Annotated in this window: 15 protein-coding genes; 3 read left to right on the plus strand and 12 right to left on the minus strand. The window is 62.5% G+C overall.

Going from position 1 to position 18,923, the window contains the following annotated elements; all coding sequences use genetic code 11:
• Positions 1-10: 10 nt before the first annotated feature.
• The 7 genes from JFN93_RS19425 to JFN93_RS19455 all read right to left on the minus strand — a co-directional run bounded on the left by JFN93_RS19425 (position 11) and on the right by JFN93_RS19455 (position 10,303).
• Complete coding sequence (locus tag JFN93_RS19425) at positions 11-1,144, minus strand: ABC transporter permease (protein WP_199385800.1); 1,134 nt, start codon at positions 1,142-1,144, stop codon at positions 11-13.
• A gap of 316 nt (positions 1,145-1,460) precedes the next feature.
• Positions 1,461-2,594, minus strand: a complete 1,134-nt coding sequence (locus tag JFN93_RS19430; protein WP_199385801.1) for an ABC transporter permease — start codon at positions 2,592-2,594, stop codon at positions 1,461-1,463.
• A 261-nt stretch (positions 2,595-2,855) separates the two neighbouring features.
• Positions 2,856-3,986 carry a hybrid sensor histidine kinase/response regulator gene (locus JFN93_RS19435; protein WP_199385802.1) on the minus strand — a complete coding sequence of 377 codons (1,131 nt, stop codon included), beginning with the start codon at positions 3,984-3,986 and terminating at the stop codon, positions 2,856-2,858.
• Between the two features lie 34 nt (positions 3,987-4,020).
• Positions 4,021-6,870 (minus strand): PAS domain S-box protein, encoded by a 2,850-nt coding sequence (locus JFN93_RS19440; protein ID WP_199385803.1) that lies wholly within the window; start codon positions 6,868-6,870, stop codon positions 4,021-4,023.
• Positions 6,870-7,811 carry an ABC transporter ATP-binding protein gene (locus tag JFN93_RS19445; protein ID WP_199385804.1) on the minus strand — a complete coding sequence of 314 codons (942 nt, stop codon included), beginning with the start codon at positions 7,809-7,811 and terminating at the stop codon, positions 6,870-6,872. The genes JFN93_RS19440 and JFN93_RS19445 overlap by 1 nt, the downstream gene beginning before the upstream one ends.
• 552 nt (positions 7,812-8,363) lie before the next feature.
• A complete protein-coding gene (locus JFN93_RS19450; RefSeq protein WP_199385805.1) occupies positions 8,364-9,305 on the minus strand; it encodes an ABC transporter ATP-binding protein in 942 nt (313 codons plus the stop codon).
• A gap of 8 nt (positions 9,306-9,313) precedes the next feature.
• The gene (locus tag JFN93_RS19455) at positions 9,314-10,303 is read right to left on the minus strand and encodes an efflux RND transporter periplasmic adaptor subunit (protein WP_199385806.1); all 990 of its coding nucleotides are present in this window, start codon (positions 10,301-10,303) and stop codon (positions 9,314-9,316) included.
• Positions 10,304-10,420: 117 nt separating this feature from the next.
• On the opposite strand from JFN93_RS19455, the gene JFN93_RS19460 reads away from it, so the two are divergent.
• From JFN93_RS19460 to JFN93_RS19470, 3 genes are all read left to right on the plus strand, one after another.
• A complete protein-coding gene (locus tag JFN93_RS19460; RefSeq protein ID WP_236021834.1) occupies positions 10,421-11,113 on the plus strand; it encodes an ANTAR domain-containing response regulator in 693 nt (230 codons plus the stop codon).
• 191 nt (positions 11,114-11,304) lie between these two features.
• Positions 11,305-12,159: a zinc metalloprotease HtpX gene (gene htpX / locus JFN93_RS19465; RefSeq protein ID WP_199385807.1), complete on the plus strand. Its 855-nt coding sequence runs from the start codon at positions 11,305-11,307 to the stop codon at positions 12,157-12,159.
• 134 nt (positions 12,160-12,293) lie between these two features.
• Positions 12,294-13,217, plus strand: a complete 924-nt coding sequence (locus tag JFN93_RS19470; RefSeq protein WP_199385808.1) for a TerC family protein — start codon at positions 12,294-12,296, stop codon at positions 13,215-13,217.
• Positions 13,218-13,333: 116 nt separating this feature from the next.
• Here JFN93_RS19470 and JFN93_RS19475 read toward each other — a convergent pair whose 3' ends face one another.
• The 5 genes from JFN93_RS19475 to JFN93_RS19495 form a co-directional block, all read right to left on the minus strand.
• On the minus strand, positions 13,334-14,647 hold the full coding sequence (locus JFN93_RS19475; RefSeq protein ID WP_199385809.1) for a hemolysin family protein: 1,314 nt from the start codon (positions 14,645-14,647) through the stop codon (positions 13,334-13,336).
• Between the two features lie 347 nt (positions 14,648-14,994).
• Positions 14,995-15,498, minus strand: coding sequence for a chemotaxis protein CheX (locus JFN93_RS19480; RefSeq protein ID WP_199385810.1), 504 nt, complete (start codon positions 15,496-15,498; stop codon positions 14,995-14,997).
• A gap of 192 nt (positions 15,499-15,690) precedes the next feature.
• Positions 15,691-16,893: a methionine adenosyltransferase gene (locus JFN93_RS19485; protein WP_199385811.1), complete on the minus strand. Its 1,203-nt coding sequence runs from the start codon at positions 16,891-16,893 to the stop codon at positions 15,691-15,693.
• Positions 16,894-17,117: 224 nt separating this feature from the next.
• Positions 17,118-17,510 carry an FxsA family protein gene (locus JFN93_RS19490; RefSeq protein WP_199385812.1) on the minus strand — a complete coding sequence of 131 codons (393 nt, stop codon included), beginning with the start codon at positions 17,508-17,510 and terminating at the stop codon, positions 17,118-17,120.
• Between the two features lie 3 nt (positions 17,511-17,513).
• Positions 17,514-18,896 carry a sigma-54-dependent transcriptional regulator gene (locus JFN93_RS19495; protein WP_199385813.1) on the minus strand — a complete coding sequence of 461 codons (1,383 nt, stop codon included), beginning with the start codon at positions 18,894-18,896 and terminating at the stop codon, positions 17,514-17,516.
• Positions 18,897-18,923 lie beyond the last annotated feature (27 nt).

The following is an 18,923-nucleotide window of genomic DNA, read 5'->3' on the forward strand; positions in this document are numbered from 1 at the left end:
CGGGGTAATGCTAGGCGAGGGTCTTCTTGAAGCGGAGGATCGCGCCGGAGAGGATGACTCCTCCCAAGACAAAGAGGGCCAGGAATTGCGGCCAGAGGATTTCCATCCCCACCCCCTTCAGGAAGATGGCGCGGATGATGACGAGGAAGAACCGGATCGGGTTCAGGTAGGTCATCCACTGCACGACGGTGGGCATGTTCTCGATGGGAAAGGCGAAACCGGAGAGGAGCATCGCCGGGAAGATCACGAAGAAGGCGCTCATCATCGCCTGCTGCTGGGTGCGGCTGATGGTCGAGATGAGAAGCCCGATGCCGAGCGAACTCATCAGGAAGAGCGCGGTGGCGCCGAAAAGAAGCGGGATGCTGCCGCGCAAGGGGACGTCGAACCAGAAAGAGGCGACGAGAGCGATGAGCCCCACGTCGATGAAGCCGATCAGGACGAACGGGATCGTCTTCCCGAGGATGAACTCCCCCTTGCCGATCGGGGTGACGATCACCTGCTCGATGGTACCGATCTCCTTTTCGCGCACGACCGCCATGCTGGATAAGAGCATGGTGATGATGAAGACGATGTTGGTGATGACTGCGGGGACGTAGAAATTTCGGCTCTCCAGGTTCTCGTTGTACCAGGCCCGGCTGGCAAGCTCCACCGAAGGAAGGCCGGTCTGCGGCGCCCCCGCCGCTCGGGCCAGCGCATCGGCCTGAAGTTCCGCCGTGTAGCTGGCGGCGATCTTTGCGGCGTAGCTCAAGGCGATCCCCGCGGTGTTGGAATCGCTGCCATCCAGGATCAGCTGAGCCTCGGCGGGCCGTCCCTGGCTCAGGCGCTCGCCGAAGCCATGGTTCATCCTCAGTACCAGCTTTACCTTGCCCCGATCGACCAGCTCCCGTGCCCGGGCGTCTGTTGACACCCGTTCTTCCAGGTCGAAGTATCCGGATTTCAGGAAACGTCCCGCCAGCTCGCGGCTGTAGCTGCTGTTGTCCAAGTCGTAGATCGCAGTCGCCACGTGGCGCACGTCGGTATTGACCGCGTAGCCGAAGATGACGGTCTGGACCGCGGGGATGACGAAGACGACGAAGCGCATCCGCGGGTCCCGCAGGACCTGGATGAACTCCTTGATCAGCATGGCTTTCAGCCGTTCCAGCATGGACACCTCATATTCAAAGCACACCGCAGAGGACGCCGAGGCGCGCAGAGGAAAACCTTCTTTTTCTTTGGTCCCGGCTTTCCCTCTGCGGCCCTGGCACCCCTACGGCTCCTGCCGCTCTTCGCGCCTGGTTGGAAACCGTAACGGCAAATCCCCCATCTCCCCTTTGCCAAAGGGTGGTATCAGGGGCTTGCCTCTCTTCCCGCGGGGAGGCGTTTCTCCCATCTGCATATCCGCTGCCACGACTGAGGCTGCCGGCGTTGAATGATTTTCCCTCTGCGCCCCTCAGCGTCCTCTGCGGTGCGCTTCCCGAATCCTATTCGATCTTCTTCCGGAACTTCACGTGGGAGAGCGTGATCACCGCGACGGCGAAAAGCGCCAGAAGCAGCGCATCGCCCATCAGGAGCTTGATGCCCAGTCCTTTCAGGTAGATCCCGCGCAGCAGCGTGACGAAATAGCGTGCGGTGAAGACGTAGGTAAAGAGCTGGATCGGAAACGGCATGTTCGCGATGGGAAAGATGAATCCCGAGAGCAGAAACGCCGGCAGCATGGTGACCACCAGGGCGATCTGGCTCGCCAGGAACTGGCTCTTGGTCACGATGCTGATCAGCATCCCCAGGCTGAGTGCGCCCGCCATGAAGATTGCCGACGCAGCAAAGACCATCCAGACCGCACCGCGCAGCGGTATGGAAAAGAAGACCTCCCCGACCAACACGCTCAGCATGAGATCGAACATCCCGATGGCGAAGTAAGGGAGGAGCTTGCCGAGGATCAACTCCCCTCCGGTCACCGGGGTGGCGATCAGCTGCTCCATGGTTCCCACCTCCCACTCGCGGGCGAAGGTGAGCGAGGTCAGCAGCGCCGCGATGACCATCATGATGATGGCGATCAGGCCGGGAAAGATGTAGTTGCGGGACTCCATGTCCGAGTTGAACCAGACCCGCGGCTTCAGCTCGATGCCGACGCGCGGCGGAGCGAGACCGCTTCGTTTCATGGCGGCGATGGTGACGCCGTCACGGTAGGTGCGGGTAACGGCCTCCGCATATCCCAGGGAGAAGGTGGCGACGTTGGAGTCACTGCCGTCGAGGATCGCCTGGACCGCCACCGGACGTCCCCCGGCGATCTTCGCGGCGAAATCGACCGGGACCACCAGCGCGATCTGTGCGTCGCGGGAATCGATGGCCCGGACGATCTCGGGGTAGCTGCGGGCGTAGCCGACGAGGGAGAAGTAGCGCGAACCGGTGAAGCCGGAGATGAGGGCGCGGCTGGCGGGGGTGGAGCTTTGGTCCCAGACGATGAGCGGGACCCGGTCCACGTCGAGGGTCAGCGCGTAGCCGAACAGAAAGAGCATGACGATCGGGATGGCGATCCCGATGCCCAGGCTCCTCCAGTCCCTGATCACATGCAGGAACTCCTTCTTGGCTATGGCTGATACGCGACGTAGTTTCATTGCGGTCCTTAGAACCCCATCCTACCCATCCTCACCCGGTCCGTCGCAAGCCCGCGCTGTCGCACGCGCCCCTTGAAGGGGGGAGGGGACGAATTTGCGAGAGTGCCGAAAATACAGGCAGTCCACCGGTAACTCTCCCCTTCGCGAAGGGTGGCTGGGGGGGATTTGCCTTTTATATGCGCAGATTACGTGCTGCCCGCCCCCGGCCGTCGAAAGCTCCAGCTATCGCGCCCCCCAGAGGAAGAGAGCGGTTTTTACTGTTCATTGATCATTGTTCATTGATCTCGTTTCCCCGACCATCGCCGCGATCTCGAAATGGAAGACCGCCCCTTTGGGAGATCCCGGTTCGGCCCAGAGTTTTCCGCCGAGACGGGTCGCAAGCCGCTTGGCCAGGGTGAGTCCCAGGCCGAGCCCCCCGTAACTGCGGGTCACCGCGGCATCGGACTGGGTGAAATCGGAAAAGATCCGCTCGGCATCCTCTTCCTTCAATCCAATCCCCGTGTCGATCACCGAGAAGCGGACCAGCGTCCGCTCCCCCTCGCTACGCGCCTGCACCGCCAGGGAAACCTCCCCCTCGGCGGTGAACTTGAGGGCGTTCCCCAGGAGCATCTTGAGCAGCTTGTAAAGCTTCCCTCGATCCATCTGCACCAGCTCCGGGACCTCGGGAGTCATCCTCAGGGTGAGCCGCAGCCCCTTTTCCTGGGCGTCGGGGGCCATCTCGGACATCGCCGCATTCAATATGGATTTCAGCTTGAACGGGCGGATATCCAGGGCGGCCTCCTCCCCTTCCAGGCGACTCGTCTCGATGAGATCCTCCACCATGTTCAGAAGCTTCAAAGCCGCGTTCTGGACAATGGAAAGATAGCGCCGCTTCTCCTGGTCCTTTTCCCCGCTCAACACGAGATCCGTCATCCCGAGGATCGGGGTCAAGGGGGTCCTCAGCTCGTGGTTGATGCTGCGCAAAAACTCCTTCTTGGCGCGGTCCGCCGCGGTGGCCATGTTCTCCAGCAGGTCGCGGTACCGCTTCACCTCCAACTGGTTCTTCACCCGCGCCCGGACGATGTGCGGGTTGATCGGCTTGGTGATGTAATCGATCGCCCCCAGCTCCAGCCCCTTGATTTCGTCCTGTTCCTGGGAAAGCGCGGTAACGAAGATCACCGGGATCGCCCGCGTCGCCGCGTCCGCCTTGAGGCGGCGGCAGACCTCGTGGCCGTCCATCACCGGCATCATCACGTCGAGCAGGATCAGGTCCGGGGTCTGCTCCCGCGCCAGGCGCAGGGCATCCTCGCCGCTGGTGGCGAAGATGACTTCGTAGTCATCCCCCAGGCATTCGTTGATCAGCTGGATGTTCTGCGGGACGTCATCGACGATCAATACGATTTGACGCAGCATGGTTATTCCTTACCTCTCCCGGTTATCCGTCATGTTATTGCAACAGCTGCCCGACCCGTTCCACGATTTCACGGGCGCGCCGGAAGTCGAGCCGGTCCAGGCAGGCGGCCAGCCGCTGCAGCTCCGCCGGCACCCCCTCCGGCGGAAACTCCTGGAGCAGCCGGTGATACTGCTTTTTGGCATCGAGGCTGTTCTTGGCGAGCAGGCGTTCCAGCTCCGCCAGTTCCCGGGCGACCGCAAGGGAATCCGCCCCCAGCGTGGCGAGATCGACGCGGGCCGGTGTAGCCGGCGCGGCCGCCACCGATGGCGCCGGCTCGGGCGCATTCATATCCAGGCTCAGCTGCGCATCTCCCATTGCTTCGCCGGCCTGCTGTGCCTCCCGGTGGATCAGCGCCCGGAGGATCCCGGTGCGCAACGCCTCGAGATCGCACGGCACCCCGATGTAACGGTGGGCGAGGCCGTTTGCCTCGGCCGCCGCCGGCGCCAATTCCTCCCGCTCCACCAGCACCGCGGATGCCAGTCCGGCGAGGGTGCGGTTTTCCCGGGTCCGGTAGAGAAGCTGCGCGGCCTCCCGGCTCCGCCCCCGGCAATCGTAAAGAACCAGGTCGTACTGCCCCGCTGCGGCCGCATCCGCGAGCATCGCCTCCCCGGCTCCTTTTTTCACCTCGAAACCGAGCTCCTTCAGGGATTTGTGCATCCCGGTCGGCAGGGTCCCCTCGACCATGACCCGGACCGCCGGCAGATTGAGGGGGGCATCGGTCGCCAGCAGTTCCTGCTGCAAGGGGGTGGCAAAGGAGACCGTGAACGAGAAGGTGGATCCGCTCCCGACTTCGCTCTCCACCTCCAGGGTCCCCTCCATCATTTCGACCAGCTGCCGGCTGATGGAAAGGCCGAGACCGGTGCCGCCGAAGCGGCGGGTGGTCGAGCTGTCGACCTGGGTGAAGGGGGTGAAGATCCGCTCCAACTGCTCCGCGGGAATCCCGAGCCCCGAGTCGCGGACGAAGAAGCGGACCAGGGTCTCGCCGCGGACCATGCCGCAGCGGGTGAGCCCCACCACGACGCCGCCGTGCTCGGTGAACTTGACCGCGTTGCCGACCAGGTTGCCCAGCACCTGGGTGAGCCGGAGGGCGTCGCCGACCAGTTGGCGCGGCAGTTCCGGGTCGAGCAGGAAACGGAGCGAAATCCCCTTTTCCGCGGCACGGGCCGAAAAGATGTCGTGGACCGACTTGAGGACCTGGCAGGGGTCGAAATCGAGGTGCTCCAGCTCGATCCTTCCCGCCTCGAAGCGGGAGAACTCCAGGGTGTCGTTGATGATGTTGAGCAGGACCCGGCTGGAGGCGTGGATCTTCTCCAGGTAGCCGCGCTGCTTCACGGTCAGGTTGGTCTTCAAGGCCAGAAGGCTCATCCCGATGATCGCGTTCATCGGGGTCCGGATCTCGTGGCTCATGTTGGCGAGAAAGCGGCTCTTAGCCAGGCTCTCCGCCTTTACCAGGTCGTGCTCGCGCCGCAGCGCCTCGGCCGCCCGCTTCTCGGTGATGTCCTCCACCACGGCAATGAAATAGCGCGGCTCCCCGGAGGGGCCGAAGGCGAGCGACTTGGAAAGGTTGACCCAGACCAGGGAGCCATCGGCGCGGAGGTAGCGCTTCTCCACGGTGTACTTGTCGATCTCCCGGGCTACGAGGGCCCGCACCGACTCGCGGTCCTGGGGAAGATCGTCGGGATGGCTGAACATCTCGATGGCCCGCCCCAGCAGATCGTCCTGATCGTAGCCGATGATGTTGCAGAAGCTGCGGTTGATCCGGATCATCACGCCGTCCAGGTCGAGATGGCAGATCCCCACCGCCGCCTGCTCGAAGGTGATCCGGAACCGTTCCTCGCTCTCCTTCAGCCGTTCCTCGGCGAGCTTGCGGTCGGTGATGTCGGTGGCGACCCCGAGGAGGCCGTAGACGGTGCCCCCCTGGTCCTTGAGCGGGACCAGCGCCCGGCTCACCCAGACGTTGGCACCGGGCCGCCACTCGTCCCGCTCTTCCGGGAGCCCCGCGGCCATCACCCGGGCATCGTCGGCGATCCGCTCCTCGGCAACCGCCTCCGGAAAGAGGTCCCGGTCGGTCTTGCCGAAGACCTCCGCGGTCTCCATGCCGAGTTCCCGGGCAAAACTCGAATTGCAGGAGACATAGTAGGAGTTGCGGTCCTTGAGGTAGATCGCCTGGGGGAGGTTCTCGATGAGGGCGCGGTAGCGTTTTTCGAAGGAGAGCGCGGATTCGGCCTGCTTGCGCTCGGTGATGTCGTGCACCACGCTCACCACCCGCAGCGGCTCGCCCACCTCGTTATGGAACACCTCCCCGGTCTCGAAAACGATCCGCTCGCTCCCGTCCGGGCGGAAGACGCGGTGCTCCAGTGCGTAGCCGGCGCCGCCGTAGAGGGCGGAGCGGATGGCGACGGCAAGGGCGTTCCGATCCTCGGGGGGAAGCAGTTGCAGGAACTCCGGGTAGGTCCGCGGGAAACTCTCGTCGTCCAGCCCGAAGATCCGGTACATCTCGTCGGTGCAGTCGACCCGGTCCGAGGCGAGGTCCCAGTCCCAGCTCCCGATGTGGGCGATCCGTTGCGAAATCCGGAGCCGCTCCTCGTTTTCCCGCAGCGCCACATCGGTCTCGCGCCGCCAGTAGAGACGCAGTACCGAGAAGACGGACCAGATCAAAAGGAGCATCGAACCGGCGATGATGAGGGCGATGCTCCCGTCGTCGAGGTGCCCTTGGAAGACTCCCTTGCGGAACTGATAGAGGAGGAAGGTGATCAGGAAGATGACGAAGATCAGCAGGGGGAAGAACAGGAGCCGGCGCACGGAGCGCTGCGGCGGATATGCGGGCTGCGGTAACTCGGCCATCACGCCACCTTGCTCTTTTGCTCGAGAAGCGAGACGAAGAGGTCTTCCAGCGACGGGGTGATCTGTTCGGCGCGGGGGGCGCTGTCGGCGATGGTTTCCAGGACGCGCGGGATGGTCTCCCGGGCGTTCTCCACGACCAGGTGCAGTCCGGCGCCGAAAAGGGCGGCGTGGTGCACCCCGGGAAGCGACTCCAGCCGCCCCATGGCGTCGAACGGGCGCTCGCAGCGGACCTCGACGATCTCGGCGGGAAAGAGCTTCTTGAGCTCGGTGGGAGCGCCCAAAGCGATCAGTTCCCCGCCGAAGATGAAGCCGAGCCGGTCGCAGCATTCGGCCTCTTCCATGTAATGGGTGGTGACGAAGACGGTCGCCCCCTCGCCGGCCAGCCGGTAGATGAGCTCCCAGAAGCTGCGGCGGCTGATCGGGTCGACCCCGGAGGTCGGCTCGTCGAGAAAGATGATCGGCGGCTCGTGGAGGATGGCGCAGCCAAGGGCGAGCCGCTGCTTCCATCCGCCGGAAAGGGTTGCCGTCCGCGCCTGCCGCTTGTCGGTGAGCCCCGCCATTTCGATCACCCACTCCTTGCGCTGCTGCTTCTTCCCCGCTTCGATGCGGTAGATCCCGCTGTAGAAGTCGATGTTCTCCTCGACGGTCAGGTCCTCGTAGAGCGAGAACTTCTGGCTCATGTAACCGATGTTGCTCTTGATCTGTTCGGATTGGGAGACGATGTCGAAGCCGGCGACGGTGCCGGTGCCGGAGGTGGGGGGGAGGATGCCGCAGAGCATGCGGATGGTGGTGGATTTGCCGGCGCCGTTGGGGCCGAGGAAGCCGAAGACCTCCCCCTTGGGAACATCGAGGGTGACGCCGTTAACCGCGACGAAGTCGCCGAACCGCTTGGTGAGGTCGCGCAGGGAAACAGCGATGTCGGAGGCAGGGGTATCGGCCATAGGTAAGCGTCAGCTCTTGAAAAGGTTTTTCCTGCCGTATCGGTAAAACCGGCGGGAAATGAAGGGGCAAATGATGGGACGATAGGGACTGGCTCCGAAAGTGCCGGTTCCCCTCGGTGAATGGTGTCCGACCGTATCTCCCCCATTGAAAAAGGGGGGCCGGGGGGGATTTGCTTCTGAGCCGCCCACGTCACCGAGTGACGTCTTGTTCAAAGAGAAAGTTGCCCAATTCCCCCCATCCTCACCCTGTCCCTCTCCTTGAAGGAGAGGGGACGTCTTGGCAACTTACTCAGAAGGTTTCCTCAGCCATGGCAAGACGAAACCTCAAAGGCAAATCCCCCTGCCCCCCTTTTGCCAAAGGGGGACTGGTCGGTCGTTACGGGCGCAGCTTGCTGCGTCCCTACCGATGTCGGCGCCACGTAGCTAGATTGCTGCCTACCCTGTGGGAGCGCCTTTCCAGGCGCGAACAACCGGCTGTCACCGCCTTCGGCGGATCGCGCCAGGAATGGCGCTCCCACAGGGTAGGGTAGGTTCAGCTCACCACCGGGATTACTAAAGCCGGCTCCCCTCCCCTTGCTCCTGCTCCCGGATCATCGAGACGACCACGTCTTCCAGGGACGGCTCGACCGGCCGGATCGTCGGAGGGGACATCCCCCCCTGTTCCAGGGCATGCACTGCCACCCCGGCCGCCTGCTCCGGGTCGGCGGCATAGAGATGCACCCGCTCGCCAAAGAGGGCGACCGAGCCGGTGGGAAAGGCCGCCGACAGCAGCCGCACCGCATGGCGAGGATCCGCCGTCTCGAGTTCCAAAACGCCCCCTTTCACCAATCCCTTGAGCGCCTGCGGCGCATCGCAGGCCAAAAGCTTTCCCTTGTGCATGAGCCCCACCCGGTGACAGCGCTCGGCCTCGTCAAGGTAGGCGGTGGTCACGCAGATGGTGACGCCCTGGGCCAAGAGCTGGTAGAGGATGCGCCAGAAATCGCGGCGCGACACGGGATCGACCCCGTTGGTCGGCTCGTCGAGAAAAAGGACCCGGGGGGTATGGATCAGGGCGCAGGCAAGCCCGAGTTTCTGTTTCATGCCGCCGGAGAGCTTGCCGGCGGGGCGGTCCTTGAACGGCGCGAGCTTGGCAAAGGCAAGGAGCTCCTCGATCCGGGGGGCGACCGCCTTGCGGGGGAGCATGTGGATCTCGGCGTAGAAACGGATGTTCTCCAGCACGGTGAGGTCGGGATAGAGGCCGAAGCGCTGGCTCATGTAGCCGATTGACTCGGCTACCTTGGGCCCCTGTTCCGGCATCCGGCTCCCCAGCACGTACGCTGCACCCGAGGTCGGGTCCATGATCCCGGTCAGCATCCGGAGCGTGGTGCTCTTCCCCGCCCCGTCGGAGCCGATCAGGGCAAAGAGCTCTCCTTCGGCGACGCTCAAGGTAAGCTCGTCGACCGCTCGCACCTCCCCGAAGCACTTGGAGAGCTTCTCGGTCCGGATCGCGTCCATCGGCCGCGCTAGCCCCCCACCAGGATCTCGGCATCGACCGGCATCCCCGGCTTGAGGGCCTGGTTCTGGTTCGGAATGGAGATCTTCACCCGGTAGACGAGCTTCACCCGCTCCTTCTCGGTCTGGACGTTTTTGGGGGTGAATTCGGCCTCGCTGGAGATGAAGCTCACCTTCCCTTCGAAGGACTTGCCGGGGTAGCTGTCGCTCAAAACCCGGGCGCGCTGCCCGAGCTTGACCCGCCCCAGCTCGGCTTCCGGGATGTATCCCTTCACCCAGGTGTCTCCCATGTCCCCAACGGTGATGACCGGCGTTCCCGCCGCCACCTGCTCGCCCGGCTCGATCCCCTTGGAGAGGACCATCCCGGTCAAGGGAGCGGTGAGCGTCGCATAGCCTAACCGCTCCTGGGCATTGGCCACGACCGCCTGGGCCTGCTTGAGCCGGGCTTTCGCCTCGTCGATCCGCTCGCGGCGCGGTCCTTTGCGCAAAAGCTGCAGGGCCTCCTTCCGCTCGCGCACGCTCGCCACCTGGCTGTCCCGCGCCGCCCGGGCCTGGTCGAGCTGGGCCTTGGGGATCACCTCCTTGCGATAAAGGGCGGCCGCCCGCTGGTAATCGGCCTCCAGCCGGATCGCCTCGGCCTGGGTCCGCTCCAGTTGGGCCTCACCCTCCGCGATCTCCTCGCGCCGCGACCCCGCCTGCAGCTCGGCCAGATTCGCCCCGGCCGCCTCCGCCTCGGCGCTCGCCTGATCCAGCGCCTGCTTCAGCTCGGCGTCGTCCAGCCGGGCCACCAGGTCCCCTTTCTTTACCAGGGCCCCTTCGTCGACCGCGCGCTGGGCCACGCGCCCCGGGATCTTGAAGCTCACCTGCACCTCGGTCACCTCCACGTTCCCCGAAATGCGCAGGACACCCTCATCCTCCCGCTTCCCGCGGGGGTGCACGGCGTACGCTAGGGCGGCAGCTATCAGCAGCACGACGACGATCGCGACGATCTTTTTATTCACGTATTCCACCTCCGGGCGCCATCGCCCCGCCGTTTCGTATACAGTCCACACCGGCGAAGCCCTTACGGCAAAGCAGAAGTCACTTATAGCACCAGTCAATCAGTTTTGGAACGATATATGCTTTTTACTCCGGTGAGGGCCGCATCAGTTTGGCGAGATTCGGCGAAAGGGGGTGAAAACATGAGGAAAGCGATCCTGAGCATTGGCGACGAAAGACTCCTCGGCAGCCTAAAAAAGAGGCTGAAAGAGCAGGGGTTTGCTGAAATAATAGCTTGCTCCGGTTCTGGTGAGCTGCTCGCCGAGGCGGCGGAAACCCTGCCCGAGGTTGCCGTATTGGAAATTTCGCCCAACGATGAAACGATCCATGCCACGTCCAGGAAGCTCTGGGAGCGCTTCAGCATTCCGATCATCCTGGTTGCCGAAAAGTGCGATCTGGAGACCGCGCAGAAAGGGGTGGAATCCGGAGTGTCGGCGATTCTGACCAAGCCTTTGCGTGAAGAGGAACTGACCGCGGCATTGGTGCTCTCGTTGGCAGCGGCGCGCCGTCTGCACGCCCTGAAGGGTGAAGTGGCGGCGCTCAAGGAGACCATCGAGAGCAGGAAGGTGGTGGAGAAGGCAAAAGGGCGGCTGATGGAGCGCGACGGGCTCACCGAAGCGGAGGCGTTTCGCCGCATGCAGCGACTGGCGATGGACCGCAGGATTTCCATGCGTCAGCTCGCCGAGGCGATCCTTTTGGCCGATGGAATCGCGGTTGAAAATTCCACGAAAAAGGTTGACAGTAAACAAAGGACTACTTATATTCCTTCCTGAATTAAAGGGGAGTAGCTAGCGGCCGAAATGATCGGCCGGCCCGAGTATCGTCAAGACGGCCGATGAGGCCCGGACTCGGGGCATGACACCCAACGTCATCGCATGCAAGACCTTTATCCAGCGCTTATAATCAACGCGCCTGGGTAAAGGTCTTTTTATTTACCCGGGCAGCAATCCACAGGAGGTACGACATGAACAGATTCAAGACTGCGGTTCTTCTTACGTCCCTGACGCTGCTGATGGTGGCCATGGGGAACGCAATCGGCGGGAGGGGTGGGATGTTCACCGCCTTTTTCATCGCCTGCGCCATGAACATCTTTTCCTACTGGTTTTCGGACAAGATCGTGCTCCGGATGTACGGTGCGCAGGAGGTGACCGAACACGAGGCGCCCCAGCTGTACGGGATCGTGCGCCGGCTCGCCGTCCAGGCCGGGCTTCCCATGCCGCGGGTGTACATCATCCCGACCGAGAGCCCGAACGCCTTCGCGACCGGGCGCAACCCCGAGCACGCCGCGGTTGCCGCAACCCAAGGGATCCTCCGCATCCTTACCCCCGAAGAGCTGACCGGGGTGCTCGCCCACGAGCTGGGGCACGTACAGAACCGCGACATCCTGATCTCCACCATCGCGGCCACCATCGCCGGCGCGATCTCGATGCTCGGCAACATGCTGCAGTGGGCGGCGATCTTCGGCGGCGGCCGGGATGACGACGACGAGCGCGGCGGCCTTTTGGGCGGGCTGGCGCTGGCGATCATCGCGCCGATCGCGGCAATGCTGATCCAGCTGGCGGTGTCGCGCTCCCGCGAATACCTCGCCGACGAAACCGGCGCGAAGCTCTGCGGCAACCCGCTTTCCCTGGCGAACGCCCTGAGGAAGCTCGAAACGGCGTCGCATGCCATCCCGATGCAGGAGGCGCGCCCGGCGACCGCCCACATGTTCATCGTGAATCCCCTCTCCGCCGAAGGACTGGTGCGGCTCTTCTCGACCCATCCGCCGATGGAAGACCGGATCGCCCGCCTGGAGGCGATGGTGTACGGTCGCAGGTAAGGCGGGGTCTGGGGGCTGGGGGCTGGCCCGTCCCCACCATGCGCGGCTGAATCGCGACAAGAATATCGCTCCTACCGCATGAACCCGGTGCCCCCGATGTGACAGGCTTATGCTTCATCCCGAAAGGAGTTCCGGTGACTGGTCAAGAAATCATGTGGATCGTCTTCGCGGCGGTCATCGCCGTGATGCTCATCCTGGACCTCTGGGTCTTCAACCGGCAAACCCACGAGATCCGCTTCAAAGAAGCGCTTTCCTGGACCCTCGTCTGGGTTTCGCTTGCCCTGCTGTTCAATGCCGGGGTCTGGTATTTCCTGGGACAGGTGAAGGCGCTGGAATTCTTCACCGGCTACGTCATCGAAGAGTCGCTTTCCGTCGACAACCTCTTCGTCTTCATCATGATCTTTTCCTTTTTCGGGATCAGCAAACGGCACCAGCCGAAGGTCTTGAAGTGGGGGATCATGGGCGCGCTCGTCATGCGCGCCGTCTTTATCGTCATCGGGATCGAGCTGATCGAGCGGTTCCATTGGATGATGTACGTCTTCGGCGCCATCCTGGTCTACACCGGGATCAAGATGGCCTTCCGCCGCGACGAGAAGATGGAGCCGGACAAAAACATCCTGGTCCGCCTGGTGGCGAAGGTCTTCCCGATCACCAAGCGAATCCGGGACGATCGCTTCTTCATCCAGAAGTGCGGCATGCGGGCGGCCACTCCGCTTTTCCTGGCGCTGCTCGTGGTCGAATCGAGCGATCTCATCTTCGCCGTCGACTCCATCCCCGCCGTCCTCGCGGTGAGCCACGATCCGTTCATCGTCTACACCTCCAACGTCTTCGCCATCATGGGGCTTAGGTCCCTGTATTACCTTTTGGCCCACGTCATGGAGATGTTCGTCTACTTGAAGCTCGGCGTCTCCTTCATCCTCACCTTTGTCGGCATCAAGATGCTGATCGCCGACCTGGTCGAAGTCCCTCTCCATTTCTCCCTGGGGTTCATCCTGGGGACCCTGGTCATCTCGATCCTCATCTCGGTCCTGGTGGCCAAGAAACCGGCGCACCACTAAAAAAGAAAAGGCCCCTGCCGAGTGGAAGGGGCCTTTTCTTTTCCTAATCTCTGATCCAGCCATTTTACTTGTAGGAGCGACATTGCTGCCGCGATCAGCGAGGTCGGATCTCGCTCCTACACTTCATCTTTACCTTGGGGCAAGAAGATCCTGACTTTGCCGATTGCGGTCTGGGTGACTTCCTCGCATACCAGGGTGTACTCGTTCAGCGGCAGGCGTTCCCCGTTCTCGGGGAACCTCCCCAACCGGTCCAGGACCAGCCCCGCCAACGTGTCATAGGGGAGATCCTCACCAAGCTTGATCTCCAGCAAATCCTCCAAATCGGATATCGAAATGAGGGCGTCGACCAGGTAGCTGCCATCGGCCAGCACCTCGACCCGGCTCGGCTCGCCTATGTCGTGCTCGTCCTCGATCTCCCCCACCAGCTCTTCCAGCAGGTCCTCCGTGGTAACAATCCCGCTGATCCCACCGTACTCGTCCACCACGACCGCCATGTGGATCCGGGTCTTCTGCATCTCCTTGAGCAGGTCGCTCACCTTCTTCCCTTCCGGGACGAAGAAGGGGGGGCGCACGATGGAACGGATGTCGAAGTCCGGCTCCCGGACCATCCGCCCGAGGAGGTCCTTGCCGTGGATGAAACCGACGATCTCCTCGATGGTCCCGCGGTACACGGGGTAGCGGGAATACTGGTTGTCGAGAACGCCGTTCAGGATCTCCTCCTTGGGAAAGTCGATATCGAAGGCCACCACCCTGGTCCGCGGGACCATGACTTCGCGCACCGAGGTGTGGGTGAAATCAAAGACGTTTTCGATGAACTCGTGCTCGGTCTCGCTGAAGATCCCGCTCTCGTGCCCTTCGGCCACGATATGGGCCACCTCTTCCCGGGTCATGAATCCCTGCCCCTCCCCTTTGACCCCCATCAGCCGAAGCACCGCCTTGCTCGAAGCCGTCAGCACCACCACCAGCGGACCGGCGACTCTGGCGAGCACGGTGATGGGCCGGGAGATCCGCAGGGAAATGGTGTCGGCATACTGCAGTCCGAGCGTTTTGGGAACCAGTTCGCCAAGGATCAGCAAGAGGTAGGAAATGGCCATGACCACGAGGGAAACCGCGATCGGCTCGGCGGCGTGGCTGACAAACGCGAAGGAAGAGGCCTGCAGCAAGGGGCGCAGGTAATCGACGGCAATGACGCCGCCCACCGTCGAGGCGGTGGAGCCGATCAGGGTCATGCCGATTTGAACGATGGCGAGGAGCCGGTGGGGGTCTTTCTGGAGGGTCTCAACCATGACGGCGCGCGGGTCACCTTCATCGACCAGCTGCGCGATCTTGCTCTTGCGGACGGAGATGACGGCGAATTCGGAACAGGCAAAAAAACCGTTGATGCAAACGAGGATGAAAATGGCGGTGAGTTCGAGAAAAACGGTGTCCAATGATCCTCCGGGTCACCTTACGCAGCGGAGAGCGGGAGCAATCCGCCGTACCTCAATCGAGGCTCAGCGACGGTTCATTTTCTCCACTAAATGTGCTCTTGTCAACAGATTGGTTGGGTAAACCGGCCGGGAATCCTAGTAAGACTGAGGCCGTAATGGCAAAAAAAGGATGGCAAAGGAAGAAAAAGATAATGAGTGACAGGGCAAATAAGGACAAAGGGCAATGCTATCAGGCCCGGCAGCAGCCAGAGAGCAATCCGGCGTTCCCCCGGTCCAGGGGAAAAAGGGAGGAACCTGAACTGGTAAGGATGCGATCTCCGGTTAAGAGAGAAGCGGCCGCTGCAATGCTATAGCTTGCTGATGGTGAAAGAAAGGAGAAAGCGGTCGCCGCCGCAGTCAAACGGCATCAGCAGCGATTCCGTGTTGGAAACGCTCTCCATGACATAGTCGCTGCCATAGATGACGGTCGGGATGGAGAGGCTGAGGTCGCCGCCTCCCGGGGAGAAGATGTGCTTCACGTCGCCGCCGATCATGTTGGCGATCTCGCCCATGGCGTCGTTGACGTCCTCGCCCATCTCCTCGACCTCCATGCCGAGCATGTTCGACGCGATCTTCAGCGCGAGCGGTTTCGGGCAGTGGACCGCCAAAACGCCGCAGTGGCTACCGGCCAGCCCAACCATGCTGGTGACGGTTTCGTGAAACGAGGTCACCGGCTCGGTCAGCGGATACTGGTCCTCGATGTCGAGCATCACCATCATCGAAAAGACACCTTTGGTGATCTCGGTGATGGATTGACGCACCCCGTCCTCGGTCAGGTTCGCCTCGTTCAACATTGCAGCATCAAGGGCCATGGTACGCCTCCTTTATCAACCAGCGCATGCCTGTTTGCCCCATCCCCATTCCAGCTTCCCACCGGTGGGACCGGCAGGGAAGACCAATCAGGAGAATGACTTAGGCTTTTGAAGTTCCGAAAGATACCATACCGGTGCCGTTTCCTGCAAGGGATACCACAGGACAAAAGGTGACAATTCGGTGAATTTCCATCAGCAAATGCTGAACGCACCGTTGGCTAGGGCAAGACAGAACGCATTGATCCCGGCAAATTCAGCCGCCATCATCTCCTCCACCCTCCGGGCAACAGGCTCGGGAGCGACCCCCTTCTCCAGGATGAGTTGGGCGCTCGCCATCAGCGGCTGGTCGATCGGTTCCCCGATCCGGCTCAGCAGCAGCACGTACGCCCCCCGCACCCCTTCGAACCGCTCGCAGATGGCGCGGGCGAGGCGATGCGCCAAGACGTTGTAGATCTTTCCGACGTGGCTCATCGGATTCTTGCCCGCCGCCGCCTCGGTCCCGATCGGCCGCCCCATCGGGATGATGCCGTTTACCCGGTTGCCGCGGCCGACCTGTCCGGAATCGGCGTCCTCGGCGGAAGTGCCGAGCAGGGAAAGATAGACCCCGCCCAATCCCCGCCCGGGTTGGTCCAGCGTGTTGAAGCCGATCCCGAACTCGCTGAAACCGGATTGTTCCGAGAGAAAGACCTTGAGCGCCGCATAGATCTTCTGTTTGCGGTCGAAGTATTCCTTTTCCGACTCGATCCGTTCGGCCAGAAGCGGCATGGCAACGGTCAGGTCGAGCGTGTTGCCGCGGCGCAGCCCCATCACCTTCACATCCTCCCCCGTCTCCGGGAAAAGCCTCTTGAACGCTGCGGAGTTGAGCTCGTGCTCCACGGCGAGAACCGTCAGCTCGGTTGGGCTGAGCGGATAATAGCCGACGGCGGCCGAGGTATCGTTGGCGCACCGGACGTCGCCCGGGCGCCGGAAGATGTCGGATAGTTCCTCCGACCCCGGCGCGAGCTTCACCCGGTACTGGATGTGATTGGTCGGGTCGACCCGGCGCAGGTTTTCCCGCAGCCACGTTTGTGCGGCCTCCACCGCGATCTCCCGGATCGGAAGTTCTTTGCCGAAGGCGCTGTACGTGGCCCGGTCGCCGATGGTCAACTCCATCGGCTCCAGCACCCTCCCCCCGCCAAACCGCTTCTCCACCCTCCCCGCGGCCAGGAGGCACTTGTCTATGTTGTAGTGCAGGATGACGCCGAACTCCTTGAGATAGGTCCGGGCCAGCGCGACCGAAATCGCCTCCATGATGCTGTCGCACATCTGGTCGGGGTGTCCGGTCCCCTTCCGCTCGACGATCTCCACCGCCTGTTCCGTGACCGGGAGCCCCCGGTAGACCTCGACGTTGATCATGGCTATCTCCGCAGCAAAAGGTTGAAGCGAAATGGATTACGTGGGGCCCAACACTGTAGGAACGGCATTTCTGCCGGGATGGATTGCCGCTGATTGCGACAGGAATGCCGCTCCTGCAGGCAAAGGCGCAGGTCAAAGAGTAAAGCTACATTGTAACTTTGAGCGGCCGACAGGCAACGGCAGGAGAAGATTCTGGATAAAAAAGGAGGGACTGCAGAGAAGGATCAGAAGCGGCGGATGACAAAGCCACCGCCGGCCAGGCGGTTACGCAGCCAGAGTCCCAGCCACATCTTGATGATGTTTCGGGTAAGGGGGATGAGAAAGAAAATGCCCAGGAAATCGGTGAAGAAGCCGGGAGTCATCAGGAGCACTCCCCCCACCAGGACCAGCGCCCCGTCCAGAAGCTGGGCCGCGGGAAGCCGCCCCTGCGCAAGTTCCTCCTGGATCTTCCTGAGGATGGCAAAACCCTGGTGCCGGACCAGGTAGGCCCCCAGCAGACTGATCGCGAGCAGGATGGCAACGGTCGGCAGCCCGCCGATCACCGAGCCGACCTTGATCAGCAGGTAGATCTCGATGACGGGAACGATGGCGAAGAGGATGAAGAGGCGAAACAGCATGAGCTACGAACCTTTCTTAACGTCGATCCCGTAGCTCTTGATTTTGCGGTGCAGGTTGCTCCGCTCGAGTTCGATCGCTTCGGCGGTGCGTGAGACGTTCCAGTCGTTTTCCTCCAGCTTCTGGATGATGAATTCCTTTTCGAACTCCTCCCGCGCCTCGCGCAGCGAAGAGAGCTCCAAAACGCTCTCCAGCCTCCCGGTGTTGCCGTCGCGCGAACCGGCGTCGTTGACCAGGTAGTCGGGGAGGTGATTGACGGTAATGGTGCCGCCCGGCGTCATGATCACGAGCCTTTCCACGATGTTCTTCAGCTCGCGCACGTTCCCGGGCCAGTCGTAGCGCTTCAGCGCCTCCAGCGCCTCCGGCACGATCATCTTGAGCTCGCGCTCCTCGCGACGGCAAAAGGTGTCGAGGAAGTAGGTGACCAAAAGCGGTATGTCGTCGCGCCGGTCCCTGAGGGACGGCACCTTGAAAGGAACCACGTTGAGCCGGTAGAAGAGGTCCTCACGGAAGGCCCCGTTTTTGATCTCCTCCTCGAGGAGCTTGTTGGTCGCCGCAACCACCCGCACATCGACTTCTATGGTGCGCGTCCCGCCTACCCGCTCGAACTTCCGCTCCTGGAGGATCCGGAGCACCTTCGCCTGGGTCTTGAGCGACATGTCCCCGATCTCGTCGAGGAAGATGGTCCCGCCATCGGCCTGGTCGAACTTTCCCTTCTTCTGGGCGACCGCGCCGGTGAAGGCACCCCGTTCGTGCCCGAAGAGCTCGCTTTCGATCAGTTCCTCGGGAATAGCGGCGCAGTTGATCTCGATAAACGGCTTTTCGCGCCGTTGACTGTGAAAGTGGACCGACCGCGCCACCAGTTCCTTGCCGGTCCCGTTTTCGCCGGTGATCAGGACCGAGGCGTTGGTGGGGGCGACCATCCGGATCTGCTCCCGAAGCTTCACCATGGCCGGGGAGCTCCCGATCATCTCGTGGCTTTGCAGCACCAGGCCGCGCAGCGAAGCATTCTCCTCCTTGAGGCGGGTCATGGCGAGGGCGTTTTCCACCGTCACCACCACCTTCTCCAGCGACAGCGGCTTCTCGATGAAGTCGTAGGCACCGAGCTTGGTGGATTTGACGGCGGTCTCGATGGTGCCGTGCCCGCTCATCATGATCACGTTCAGCTCCGGGTAGCGCTCCTTGAGGGCCTGCAGCGTCTGCAGCCCGTCCATCCTGGGCATCCAGATGTCAAGCAGCACCAGGCGCGGGATCTCCCGCTTGCATACGGCGAGCGCCTCCATCCCATCGGCGGCGGCGATGGTGCGGTACCCTTCGTCCTCAAGGATGCCGGCGAGCGAGGAGCGGATCCCTTCCTCATCGTCGACTATGAGAATTGTTTCGTTCATGGTGGTTCCGTGGTATGCGAGCTGACC

This window comes from Geomesophilobacter sediminis, from assembly GCF_016458275.1.
GTDB lineage: Bacteria > Desulfobacterota > Desulfuromonadia > Geobacterales > Geobacteraceae > Geomesophilobacter > Geomesophilobacter sediminis.

Coding starts and splice junctions, on each gene's coding strand:
- JFN93_RS19425 (WP_199385800.1), bottom strand. CDS start 1,144: ATGCTGGAACGGCTGAAAGCCATGCTGATCAAGGAGTTCATCCAGGTC.
- JFN93_RS19430 (WP_199385801.1), bottom strand. CDS start 2,594: ATGAAACTACGTCGCGTATCAGCCATAGCCAAGAAGGAGTTCCTGCAT.
- JFN93_RS19435 (WP_199385802.1), bottom strand. CDS start 3,986: ATGCTGCGTCAAATCGTATTGATCGTCGATGACGTCCCGCAGAACATC.
- JFN93_RS19440 (WP_199385803.1), bottom strand. CDS start 6,870: ATGGCCGAGTTACCGCAGCCCGCATATCCGCCGCAGCGCTCCGTGCGC.
- JFN93_RS19445 (WP_199385804.1), bottom strand. CDS start 7,811: ATGGCCGATACCCCTGCCTCCGACATCGCTGTTTCCCTGCGCGACCTC.
- JFN93_RS19450 (WP_199385805.1), bottom strand. CDS start 9,305: ATGGACGCGATCCGGACCGAGAAGCTCTCCAAGTGCTTCGGGGAGGTG.
- JFN93_RS19460 (WP_236021834.1), top strand. CDS start 10,421: ATGCTTTTTACTCCGGTGAGGGCCGCATCAGTTTGGCGAGATTCGGCG.
- htpX (WP_199385807.1), top strand. CDS start 11,305: ATGAACAGATTCAAGACTGCGGTTCTTCTTACGTCCCTGACGCTGCTG.
- JFN93_RS19480 (WP_199385810.1), bottom strand. CDS start 15,498: ATGGCCCTTGATGCTGCAATGTTGAACGAGGCGAACCTGACCGAGGAC.
- JFN93_RS19485 (WP_199385811.1), bottom strand. CDS start 16,893: ATGATCAACGTCGAGGTCTACCGGGGGCTCCCGGTCACGGAACAGGCG.
- JFN93_RS19490 (WP_199385812.1), bottom strand. CDS start 17,510: ATGCTGTTTCGCCTCTTCATCCTCTTCGCCATCGTTCCCGTCATCGAG.
- JFN93_RS19495 (WP_199385813.1), bottom strand. CDS start 18,896: ATGAACGAAACAATTCTCATAGTCGACGATGAGGAAGGGATCCGCTCC.